The sequence below is a fragment of the Streptomyces sp. NPDC014623 genome (assembly GCF_043088245.1).
In the GTDB taxonomy this organism is placed as follows: domain Bacteria; phylum Actinomycetota; class Actinomycetes; order Streptomycetales; family Streptomycetaceae; genus Streptomyces.
This window is the reverse complement of the sequence record NZ_JBIBZU010000001.1, coordinates 839081-850076: the sequence shown is the minus strand read 5'-3', so window position 1 is coordinate 850076 and position 10996 is coordinate 839081. Positions and strand designations below refer to the sequence as shown.

The window sequence follows — 10996 nt, the reverse complement described above, 5'->3', positions numbered from 1 at the left end:
AGCCGACGGGCGGCGCCTGGGAACCGTGCAGGACCCGGGGGTGTTCGCCGAGGGCACTGTCTGGTTCGGTCTGGAGGCGGACGCGGGCGAAGACGGGCGCCGCGAGGGATGGCGTCTGACACAGCTGATCGCGCGGGCAGAGAGCGGTGACTCGCTCCGCGTGATCAAGGCGCCGCAGCTACGCCAGGAGCAGTCCGACGACTCGCTGCGTGCGCGGGCCGCAGACGTGGGGCGGCCGTTCGACGTCGGCGCCGCCCTGGCCGAGAACCCGCTGCTCACCGACTCACGCTACCGGGCGCTCGCGGGGAGCCAGTTCTCCATGCTCACTCCGGAGAACGCGTTCAAGCCACAGTTCCTCCACCCACGCCGGGGCGTCTACGACTTCCGCGACGCGGACCTACTCGTACGCTTCGCCCGCGCAAACGACATGAAGGTGCACGCGCACACCCTCGTCTGGCACGAGGCTCTGCCCAACTGGATGCGGGAGAACGACGACCCCGAGGAGGTGCGCCGGACCATGCTCCGGCACATCGCCATGGTCGCCGGGCACTTCAAGGGAAAAGTCGCGGAATGGGATGTGGTCAACGAACCCATGTCCGACGACGAGAAGAGCTACACCAACGGGGATCTCGGTCTGCGCTCCGAGCAGAGCCCGTGGTTCGAGGCCATGGGCGAGGAGTACATCGACGAGGCGTTCAGGGCCGCCCACCGGGCCGATCCGAAGGCACGGCTGTTTCTCAACGAGTACGGGGTCGAGGAGGAAGGCGAGCGGTGGGACGCCCTTTACGATCTGGTCAAGCGGCTCAAGGAACGCGGCGTACCGATCGACGGCGTGGGTTTCCAGAACCATGAGTACGCACCCGGCGACCGCATCGACCCGGAGACCTTCCGCAGCCATGTGCGGGATCTGGCGGAGCTCGGGGTTCAGGCGCGGGTGTCGGAGATGGACGTCCCCATAGGTGAGGACGAGGAGGACGGGCGGCAGACCCAGGCTGATGAGATGGCGGGCAAGCTGCGGGTCTGCCTGGAGGAGCCGAACTGCACGTCGTTCTCCACATGGGGATTCACCGACCGGTACGGTTCCACCGCCGACACCAGGATCTATCCTCCGCGCACGGCCGATTCCCTGCCGTGGGACGCGGCCCTGCGGCCGAAGCTGGCGTACGAGCGCCTGCTCGAGGCCTTTGACGAGGCGTGAGGAACCAAGGTGCGCTCTCTCGGTTCGGTGTCGATGACAGTGAGAGTCAAAGAGTGTCTTGTTCCGCCAGGGGCGTTTGATGAGGCGGCGAAGTCGAGTAGGTCACGGTCGCTCGAGAGGGTGGCACGTGGGATTCGATGCAGATATGGAGAACGCCTTGTGGGACCGGCTGTCCGCGGAGGTCCGCCGGGAGGTGGACAGCCTCGTTTCGGCCGGTCGAAACGTGCAGGCCATTGCCCTGATGCGTGAGCATGCGGGCCTTCCGACGCCATATCTGCATGATTGCGTCGATGTAGTGGGCCAGCGATTCAGCGTATTGCGGCATAGGCCGGCGAGCTCATGGCAGTGCTTTACGCCGTGGTCACGCGTGGCGCCAGCTCGGGGTCGATCCGCGAGTGAGCCTACGGCTCATGAGGCCGATCATGGCGAGGTGGACCATGGCTTCGGAGCGGTGAGGGAGGGCCTCGTGGTCGCGGGCCAGGCGGCGGTGATGCATGAGCCAGCCGAAGGTCCGCTCGGCAACCCCATGCCGCGGAATCACCTTGAAGCCCTTCTGGGCGGGATCGCGGCGGGTGACTTCCACATCAATGCCGAGGCGGGCACCACGGCCGATGACTTCGGTCCGGTAGCCGTTGTCGACCCGCGCTTGGGTGATGCGCGGGTGGTCGGCGGCGATGCTCGAAAGCACATGAATGCCACCGGCATTGTCGGAGACGCTGGCGGCCGTGACCAGCACGGCCAGGAGGAGGCCGAGTGTGTCGACGCCGATGCGGCGTTTGCGGCCTGCGATCTTCTTGCCTGCGTCGATGCCCTGACCTGCCGCAGGCACGTTGGCCGAGGTCTTGATGCTCTGGGCGTCGAGCACGCAGGCGCTCGGCTCGGCGTCACGGCCTTCGGCTTCGCGGACGAGGCGTCGGAGCAGGCCGTTGAGATGGTCGAAGACCGCGTCCTTCTGCCAGGCGGCGAAGCACCCGTAGGCGGTCTCCCGCGGAGCGAAGCCGTGGGGCAGACAACGCCAGGGAATTCCGGTCCGGTCGACGTAGAGGATCGCGTCCATGATCCGGCGCAGGTCGTGCTCGGGCGGCCGGCCTGTGTCTAGGCCTTTCCCTCTGCGTTCGGTACGCCAGGCTGTCAGAGCGGGCTCAAGAAGTTCCCAACGGGCGTCGGACAAGTCACTCGGATAAGGCCGCTGCCGGCGAGACACGTCTCAGTAGTGCTGATGCGCGTCGTCTCTCCGTAGGGCGCAAACAGGGGTGACTGGGGCATGTTGGGATCAGACAGGGGCGAAGGAGGCGAATAGAGCTCTCCAAAGCCGTCACCTACCGCGCCTACCACAATCGATATCCGCTCCCTCGGCTGTCCCGAAGCGGCCCGCCACCCAAACTGCGGACAAACGCTCCTGGTGGAGAAACGCTCTTTGAGAACGCTCTGTCGCCGGAGGGACGACCGGGCCGGTGTATCTCGTTTGCCGTGGTGGGGGCGGAAGGGCACGATCGGCGGATGGAATACGTGGTGCGTGCGGTGCGGGCCGAGGAGTGGCGGCGGGCCAAGGAGCTCCGGCTGGCGGCTCTGCGGGATCCGGCTGCCCCGATCGCGTTCCTGGAGACGTACGAGCAGGCGCTGGCCAAGCCCGATGTGTTCTGGCAGGAGCGGACGGCGGGCGCTGCCGTGGGGGAGCACAGCCGTCAGTTCATCGCCGAGGCGCCCGACGGGCTGTGGGCGGGGACCGTCTCGGCACTCGTCGAGCGGCCGGCGGGCGAGCCTGGTTTCGGGGAGGCGGCCGAGGTCGATCAGGCCCACCTGGTGGGGGTGTTCGTCAGGCCGGGGCACCGGGGGCGCGGGCTGGTGGACGCACTGTTCCTCGAGGCGATCGAGTGGTCCTGGTCGTTGTCCGGGCCGCCGCTGGAGCGGGTGCGTCTCTACGTCCACGAGGCCAACGCGCGGGCCGAAGCCTCCTACCGCCGGATCGGCTTCGCACCGACCGGGCGGACACTGCCCATGGAGGGTGATCCCACGGCCCTGGAGCTGGAGTTCGAGATCCGCCGTCGGAAGCGGTAGGGGATCAGCCCGGACCGGGTGCCGGCAGGCGTTCTTGCCACCGGGCACGGGCCTGTTCCTCGGAGCGGAGAAGGACCAGTGCGGGCAGTCCCTGGTCCCGGCCGGCCGACAGCAGCTCCGGAAGCTGGGGAAGCGGAGCCACCGCCGCGACGTCGTCGAGGACGAGCGTCATTGGTGGGTCGAGCCGACCGTCGGTTGACCGTGCGGCCATGCGGCGGCCGTGCTCGACCACGTGCGAGGTGAGTGCGGTGAGCAGGGGCATCGCACCGGGGTGGCGGCGGGGATCCTCGATGGGTTCACCGACCACATAGAGCGTTCCCCCCTCACGTGCAAAAGAATCCAGCACGAGCGCATCGGATCGGTTGGGTGTGCACGTCTCACGGACGTGGACCGAGGAGAGCGCCGAGAAGGCCCGTACGGTCAGTTCCTGGGCCGCCTCCCGGCGTTCGGGGTAGGCGGTGAGCGCGGACTCGAGGAGCCCGGCGAGTCCGGAGGCGGCCTTGGGATGGGTGCGGAGCAGGCGGACCGGCTCGTGGCCGCCGGAGCCGGAGGCCCAGCGGTGGACCTGGCGGAAGGGGCGGCCGTCCACGGCGGCGGCGTGCAGCCAGCACTGGAGCAGCGTCCGGGCGGTGTCGGCGACGGCCGCGTCGGTCCTGGCCAGGGGGCGGACCGGGGTGAGGAGCGCGGCAGCCCGGGAGGCCGCGGTGGCGGGGTCCTCGCAGCCGGCGGTGGGCGACCAGTGGAGGCGGGCCGGGGTGTCGCAGAGGTGGCCGGGGTCGTAGACGAGGACCGGGCCCAGCTTGCTGCGGGCGTCCTTCGTCTCGGCCCAGACGGTGGGGTCCGAGGTCACGACGAGGGCGGAGCCGGCGGCGTCCCGGACGGCCCGGACGACGCTGGGGCGGCGGGCGGCGGAGGGGCCGTAGAGGACGTGGGGGGTGCGCGGTGCGGGGACCGGCGGGGAGACCTCCCGCGCGTACGCGGTGAGGGGTTCGGGTCCGGCGGGTGCGGTCTGCTGCGTGTACGCGGCGAGGGGCGCGGTCTCCTGGGCGTACGCGGAGGCCGTGGGGGCCGGGTCCCTCTCGACGGGCGCCGGGGCGGGGGTGGTCGCGACGGGCGCCGGGGGTGCTTGGGCGGGCGTCGCTTCCCGCAGGGACTCCTGGGCCGCCGGACGGGTGCGTACGGGTTCCCCTTCGGGTGCGTACGGTGCGGGGACCGTGCCCTTCCGCTTCCGGACCAGCCGCCAGCGCGCCACCGCACCGGCCACGAACACCGTCAGCACCAGGAGCACCATCACCTCACCGATGAACAGGCCCCAGAACAGTCCGTACCCGGAGAGCTCGCCCGGCGGGGTGTCCGGCCAGGCACCCGGCAGGTCCGACGGCTCGACGGCCAGGGCGCGCAGGGCCAGCGGCGTCCGCATGAACGTGACTCCGTCCGGCCACCCCCCGTGGGCGAACAGCCCGGCCAGGCCCGTGGCCGTCCAGGCCAGCACCATGAGCCCGAAGAGACAGACCAGGAGGCCGATCAGCAGGCCGTCCGGGATGCCGCCGCCCTGGCCCTCGCCGCCGCGTCCCGGACCGGACGGTGCCTGGCGTGCCATGTCATGCCACCGTTGATTCGGACGACTCGTTCAGCCGTTGCTGGTTCTCGATCCTCGCCGCCCGCTGCTCCGCCTCCAGCTCCGCCGCGCGTACGTCCTCGGGGAGCAGGTCCATGGTGGAGCCCTCGGTCATCGCGCGGTCGGTGAAGACCAGGGGGCGCTCCGCCTCGGTGATCAGGTGCTTGACGACCTGCACGTTGCCGTTGACGTCCCACACGGCGATGCCGGGGGTGAGCGTCGGGATGATCTCGACCGCCCATCTGGGCAGACCGATGACCTTGCCCGTCGCTCTGGCCTCGTCCGCCTTCTGGGCGTAGATCGTGCGGGTGGAGGCCATCTTCAGGATGGCCGCCGCTTCCTTCGCCGCGGCTCCGTCGACGACGTCGCTGAGGTGGTGGACGACCGCGACGAAGGACAGCCCGAGGCGTCGCCCGAACTTCAGCAGGCGCTGGAAGAGCTGGGCCACGAACGGCGAGTTGATGATGTGCCAGGCCTCTTCGACGAGGAAGATGCGTTTCTTCCGGTCGGGCCTGATCCAGGTGTGCTCCAGCCACACGCCGACGATCGCCATGAGGATGGGCATCGCGATGGAGTTCCGGTCGATGTGCGAGAGGTCGAAGACGATCAGCGGTGCGTCGAGGTCGATGCCGATCGTGGTCGGGCCGTCGAACATGCCGCGCAGGTCACCGTCGACGAGCCGGTCCAGGACGAGGGCGACGTCCAGGCCCCAGGCCCGTACGTCGTCTATGTCCACGTTCATCGCCTCGGCCGACTCGGGCTTCGGATGACGCAGCTGCTCCACGATGTCCATCAGGACCGGCTGGCGTTCGGTGATGGTGGCGCTGACGTAGGCGTGAGCGACCTTGAGTGCGAAGCCGGACCGTTCGTCGAGGCCATGGCCCATGGCGACCTCGATGATCGTGCGGAGCAGGGCGAGCTGTCCGGTCGTGGTGATCGACGGGTCGAGGGGGTTGAGCCGGATGCCGTCGTTCAGCGCGGCGGCCGGGTCGAGCCGGATGGGCGTGATGCCCAGCTCCTGGGCGATGAGGTTCCACTCGCCGACGCCGTCCTCGCCCTGGGCGTCCAGGACGACGACCTGGCGGTCGCGGAAGCGGAGCTGGCGCAGCACGTACGTCTTCTCCAGCGCCGACTTGCCGTTGCCGGACTCACCGAGCACCAGCCAGTGCGGGGCGGGCAGCTGCTGCCCGTACAGCTGGAACGGGTCGTAGATGTAGCCCTTGCCCGAATACACCTCACGCCCGATGATCACGCCGGAGTCGCCGAGGCCGGGCGCGGCGGTGGGCAGGTAGACGGCCTGGGCCTGGCCCGTGGACGTGCGCACCGGCAGCCGGGTCGTCTCCACGTTGCCGAAGAGGAAGGCGGTGAAGGCATCCGACAACGCGGACAGCGGATCTCGCATGGCGTGACTGTCCTTTCGTTCAGCGACGGATGCCGGTGGCGAACGGCAGGGTGTTCACAAAGGCGCGGTGGTGCTCCCGGTCGCACCACTCCAGCTTCAGGTACGACTTGCCTGCCGAGGCCCGGATCGTGCGCTTGTCCCGGGCGAGGGCCTCGGGGGACCGGGACGACACGGTGATGTACCCCACCAGGTTCACCCCGGCCGCACCGCTCGCGAGATCTTCACCCCGCTGGTCGAGCCTGCCGTGCGCGGCGATGTCGCGCGGGTCGACCGTGCGGTTCATCTTGGCCTGGCGACTGGCCTCGGCGTCGTCGTTGGTCTTCTCCGTCAGCATCCGCTCGATGGCGATCTCGGTGGGTTCGAGGTCCATGCAGACCGCGACCGTACGGATCACGTCGGGCGTGTGCACGAGGAGGGGCGCCAGGAAGTTGACGCCGACGGGTGTCATCGGCCATTCCTTCACCCAGGCCGTGGAGTGGCACCAGGGAGCGCGCGTCGTCGACTCGCGGGTCTTGGCCTGCAGGAACGTCGGCTCGACCGCGTCCAGCTCGGCAGGCCAGGCGTTGCGCTTCGTCATCGCCTGGATGTGGTCGATGGGGTGGTCCGGGTCGTACATCGAGTGCACGAGGGAGGCGAGCCGACTCTGGCCGAGCGGCTGGCGGACCCGGATGTCGGCCTCGGCGAGCCGGGCGCAGATGTCGGTCAGTTCGCGTGCCATGACGACGGCGAGCCCCGCGTCGCGGTCGATCCTGCGGCCGCCCTGGGGGCGGATGGCACGGGCCATGGCGTTGGCCTCGGCCGCCAGGTCACGGCTGTAGTGCATGCACGCGACGAGGTAGGCGCGGTGTTGCTCGCTGGAGGTGGAGACCATCGACTGGAGCTGGTCGTAGGACTCCTGGATCCAGCCGGGTGCCGACCTGTCACCGCGCTGGGCGACGTCCTTGGCGTGCGCGTCGGGATCGGCGGGCAGGGTGCGGGCGAGCATCTGAAGGCGCGTCACGAAGCCGTCACCGTTGGCCACGTGCTTGAGCAGGGTGCCGAAGCGGTCGACCAGGGCCTCCTGGTCCTCGCTGTCGCGCAGACCGACGCCCGGGCCCTCGATCTCGATGGCGGCGGTGACCGTACGCCGGTCGGCGTGCAGCAGTACGGCGATCTCGTCGGGGCCGAACGGGGCGGCGAGCCAGCTGATCCGGCCGATGCCGGGCGGCGGCCCGATCTCCACCTCGCGCCCGTCGGCGCTGACCCCGGCCTCCATGGCGGCGGAGCGGTAGGCCGTGCCGCGGCGCAGGGTGCGTTTGAAGCTGCGGTTGATCTCGAACCATTTGTAGAAGGTGCGGCCCTTGTAGGGGAAGTACACGACGGCGAGGGCCAGCATGGGGAAGCCCACGAGCGCCACGATCCGCAGGGAGAGGACCGGGACGAGGAGCCCGCTCATCATGCCGAGGAACGCCCCGGCGATGATCAGCGCGATCTCGCCCGTCTCGCGGTTCTTGCCGATGATCGCGTTCGGCCGGGCGCGGCCGATGAGGTACGTACGGCGGGGCGCGATCGTGTGGGACTGGGTCGTCAACGCCCTCCCCCTCCTGTGCTCGTGTTACCTGTGCTGCCTGAACCGCCTCGTGGGGAGCGGCTGCCGTGGGGGGTGCCGGCGGTGGGTCCGGCCCCGCTGCGGGGCGAGGGCGCGGCACCGCCCGTGTTCCGGGAGCTGTGGGCCGCGACACCGCCGCTGACCGGGTTGGCGGGCCGGGCGCCGCCTCCGCCCCCGCCTTCACCGCCGCCGCTGCGGCCGCTGTGGGTCTTGATGCCCTGGGAGACCAGAGCGGCGGGCGAGCTGATCATCGCGGCGGCCTGGGAGCCGTCGGTGGCCTGCTTGCGGTTGGTGCGGGCGCCCTGGATCTCGTCGCCGAAGCCGGGGACGAAGCGGTAGATCATGGCGGAGGCGAAGATGGCCAGCAGGATGATGGCGAGGCCGGAGACGACGGCCGAGAAGGCGTTGGGCCCGTCGTCCGCGGAGAGTGCCCCGGCCAGCCCGAGCACGATCACGATGACGGGCTTCACCATGATCACGGCGATCATGATGCCTGCCCAGCGGCGGACGTGGCCCCACATGTTCTTGTCGACCAGCCCGGAGTACACCACGACTCCCAGCAGGGCGCCCACGTAGAGCAGGGCGGCCCGGATCACGAGCTCCAGCCACAGGATGCCGGCCGCGAGGATCGACACGAGCGAGACGACGATCAGCATGATCGGTCCGCCGCCGATGTCGGTGCCCTTCTTGAGCGCCTCGGCGAACGACCCGAAGAAGACGTCGGTCTGCCCGCCGGTCGCGGCGGAGATCACCTCGGTCACGCCGTCGGTGGCCGAGACGACCACGTAGAGGATGAGCGGGGTGAAGGCCGAGGCCAGGACCGTGAGCCAGAGGAATCCGATGGCTTCGGAGACCGCGGTGGTGAACGGCACGCCCCTTATGGCGCGCTTGGCCACGGCGAAGAGCCACAGGACCAGGGTCAGGATGGTGGACGCGGCGAAGACGACGGCGTACTGGGTGCGGAAGGTGGGGTTGGTGAAGTCGACGGTCGCCGTGCTCTCCACGGCTTCGCTGAGCTTGCCGACGAGGTAGGCGGCGGCGTCGGCGCAGCCCCGGGCGAGGGAGGAGAGGGGGTCGAGGGCGTCGTCGGTGGGGGGTGTGGTGCGGGGGGCGGCGTCGCCGTCCTCGCAGTAGTCGCGGGCTGCGCCGTAGATGAGGTCGCAGGAGTTGTTGCTGGGGCTTGGGCTGGGCGTGGGTGTCGGGTCGGCCGCAGCTCTTGTTGCGAACACGATGAGCGAGGCCTGCAGGGCGGCCAGTAGGGCAACGACGGACCCAGGACGACGCCAGGGCTTACCGGGCATAGGTGAAGCCTCCGAACCCGTTGACCGCGCCGGCGATCTCGTCGGCGCTCGATGCCCTGTTGTCGCCACCCACGGGGGCAGGGCCGTCCTTCTGGGAGTGGGTGATGGCCTTCCAGTCACCGTCGAGCCACTCGAGTTCCATGGTGATGGTGAACCAGCCGTCCGTAACCGGTTTCGTCGACCCTTCACCTGCCAAGCCGATCAGGCCGGAGCACCAGACTTCGACGGTTGCCTGGTCGGTGGAGGACTCGGTCGTCTTTGTGCCGATGGGAACCGTGCGTGAGATGAAGGTGAAGCCGGCAGGGGCGGTGCCGTCGTCGTTGAGGCCGAGGTTCCTGAAGAAGTCGGTCGAGTAGGCCTCATCGAGTGTGGTCCGGAACTTGTCGATGGAAGCTGGAGCAATGACCGCGTTCAGGATGCCGTCACGCTTCGTCTTGTCGAACATCTCCGCCGACCCCAGCGCCACCGCGTAATTCGCCGCCGCGCTCTGCGCCCCCTGCTCGTCGTGCGCGAAACCCGAGGCGATCGTGCCGTTCTTGCCCTGGACCGGTTCCGTACCCGTCGCGGCCGTGGAGCCTGCTCCCGCCGCGTCCGGTTTCTTCTCGCTGCCGGTGCCCGGGGTCCCGCCCCCGCCCTGGTTCGCGAACGCGATCGCTGCGATCAGCAGCACCACCACACCCACCACCATGATCAGCGAGCGGGAGCTCCGCGCGGGCCGGCGGCCGTAGCCGTCGCCGTCGTCGGCGCCGCCGGGCAGGCGCGTGCGCGTCTGGCGCGTTCCGCCGATGGTGCTGTACGCGTCGTCCGTGTGGCCCCGCGGCTCGTTGTCGCCGTATCCGCGCTCATCGCCCTGGCTCATGACGCGTGCGTCCCCTCAGCCGTGTGCAGTTCCGCGTGGTACGACGGTAGCGGTGCTGGTTTCCGCGTGGACGCGGTGTGGTGACTCGACATCAGGGGACGCAACCTCTGCCGGTGGGCACGACGGACGGGTGGTGTGGGTGGACGGGGGTGGGCCCGGGGGACAGGGAGGGCGGGGTGGCCGGGTGGCGCCGGGTCAGACAGCCATCCCGTACACGATGGTGAACAGCGTGCCCAGCGATCCGATGATGAAGACGCCGGTCAGCCCTGCCACGATCAGGCCCTTGCCCTGTTCCGCGCTGAAGGTGTCGCGCAACGCCGTCGCGCCGATGCGCTGCTTCGCCGCCCCCCAGATCGCGATGCCGAGGCAGAGCAGGATGGCGATCGCCATCACCACTTCGATCATGATGCGTGCTTCGTTGCCCAGGGTTCCGAACGGCCCCCAGTTCGGGGCGATTCCGCCGATGATGGTGGTGATGTCGCCCTTTTCTGCTGCCAGGATCATGTAAGTCACCGCCCCTGTTGGGTAGTTCGCAGCCCGTGCCGTGCGACACGGGTCGGTCTCTATCTTCGCTGATGAAACCGGTATCGCACGACGTCTTCTCGGGTCTCTTTACCCGAATCTCGCACGTTTGACCGGAGGGGGCACCCTGACCTGCGGCTCGTCCCGGATCCGGCTCGCATATGCATGGTTACTCTGTGTATCACGGGCTGTGACGGCTAGCAACAACGGTGGCCAGTGGTCCCGGGTGCGGTTGATGCGTTCACAGGACGCGAGGGTTTCGTACGCGCTGTTCGAGAGCCGTGTGCGCGCCGGTGGCTTCGGGCCGACGCGTCATCAGGGGGCTTGCGGGGAAAGCGTCGCGGACTCCGCGGCCGCAGCGCTGTGCGTACAAGGGGCCCGGCCCCGGGGCGGGGGCGTCCAGTGGGGTGGTGGTGTGAAGCCGCGTCAGGAGTGGCCGGACGGGAACGC

The 10996-nt window shown here is 69.5% G+C and carries 9 protein-coding genes; 2 read left to right on the top strand and 7 right to left on the bottom strand.

The features are described from left to right. A partial coding sequence (locus ACF1FZ_RS04120; RefSeq protein WP_391771777.1) for an endo-1,4-beta-xylanase occupies positions 1-1198 on the top strand: 1198 nt, incomplete at its 5' end. A 361-nt stretch (positions 1199-1559) separates the two neighbouring features. Here ACF1FZ_RS04120 and ACF1FZ_RS04115 read toward each other — a convergent pair. Next, complete coding sequence (locus ACF1FZ_RS04115) at positions 1560-2402, bottom strand: IS5 family transposase (RefSeq protein ID WP_391771776.1); 843 nt, start codon at positions 2400-2402, stop codon at positions 1560-1562. Positions 2403-2698: 296 nt separating this feature from the next. Here ACF1FZ_RS04115 and ACF1FZ_RS04110 point away from each other — a divergent pair, with 296 nt between their 5' ends. Beyond that, complete coding sequence (locus ACF1FZ_RS04110; RefSeq protein ID WP_391771775.1) at positions 2699-3256, top strand: GNAT family N-acetyltransferase; 558 nt, start codon at positions 2699-2701, stop codon at positions 3254-3256. A gap of 4 nt (positions 3257-3260) precedes the next feature. Here ACF1FZ_RS04110 and ACF1FZ_RS04105 read toward each other — a convergent pair whose 3' ends face one another. The 6 genes from ACF1FZ_RS04105 to ACF1FZ_RS04080 form a co-directional block, all read right to left on the bottom strand. Beyond that, positions 3261-4856, bottom strand: coding sequence for a type VI secretion protein (locus tag ACF1FZ_RS04105; protein WP_391771774.1), 1596 nt, complete (start codon positions 4854-4856; stop codon positions 3261-3263). A 1-nt stretch (position 4857) separates the two neighbouring features. Next, the gene (locus ACF1FZ_RS04100) at positions 4858-6276 is read right to left on the bottom strand and encodes an ATP-binding protein (protein ID WP_391771773.1); all 1419 of its coding nucleotides are present in this window, start codon (positions 6274-6276) and stop codon (positions 4858-4860) included. A 19-nt stretch (positions 6277-6295) separates the two neighbouring features. After that, complete coding sequence (locus ACF1FZ_RS04095) at positions 6296-7846, bottom strand: SCO6880 family protein (protein ID WP_391771772.1); 1551 nt, start codon at positions 7844-7846, stop codon at positions 6296-6298. After that, a complete protein-coding gene (locus ACF1FZ_RS04090; RefSeq protein ID WP_391771771.1) occupies positions 7843-9165 on the bottom strand; it encodes a hypothetical protein in 1323 nt (440 codons plus the stop codon). Before ACF1FZ_RS04090 ends, ACF1FZ_RS04095 begins: the two co-directional genes overlap by 4 nt. Next, entirely contained in the window at positions 9155-10024 is an 870-nt protein-coding gene (locus ACF1FZ_RS04085) for a hypothetical protein (protein WP_391771770.1), read from the bottom strand. The genes ACF1FZ_RS04090 and ACF1FZ_RS04085 overlap by 11 nt, the downstream gene beginning before the upstream one ends. A 195-nt stretch (positions 10025-10219) precedes the next feature. Beyond that, complete coding sequence (locus ACF1FZ_RS04080) at positions 10220-10528, bottom strand: hypothetical protein (RefSeq protein WP_015610155.1); 309 nt, start codon at positions 10526-10528, stop codon at positions 10220-10222. Between the last annotated feature and the right edge of the window lie 468 nt (positions 10529-10996).

What these genes read in the sequence shown, in the direction of transcription:
- ACF1FZ_RS04110 (WP_391771775.1), top strand. Translation starts at nt 2,699, where the DNA reads ATGGAATACGTGGTGCGTGCGGTGCGGGCCGAGGAGTGGCGGCGGGCC.
- ACF1FZ_RS04085 (WP_391771770.1), bottom strand. Translation starts at nt 10,024, where the DNA reads ATGAGCCAGGGCGATGAGCGCGGATACGGCGACAACGAGCCGCGGGGC.
- ACF1FZ_RS04100 (WP_391771773.1), bottom strand. Translation starts at nt 6,276, where the DNA reads ATGCGAGATCCGCTGTCCGCGTTGTCGGATGCCTTCACCGCCTTCCTC.
- ACF1FZ_RS04090 (WP_391771771.1), bottom strand. Translation starts at nt 9,165, where the DNA reads ATGCCCGGTAAGCCCTGGCGTCGTCCTGGGTCCGTCGTTGCCCTACTG.
- ACF1FZ_RS04105 (WP_391771774.1), bottom strand. Translation starts at nt 4,856, where the DNA reads ATGGCACGCCAGGCACCGTCCGGTCCGGGACGCGGCGGCGAGGGCCAG.
- ACF1FZ_RS04080 (WP_015610155.1), bottom strand. Translation starts at nt 10,528, where the DNA reads ATGATCCTGGCAGCAGAAAAGGGCGACATCACCACCATCATCGGCGGA.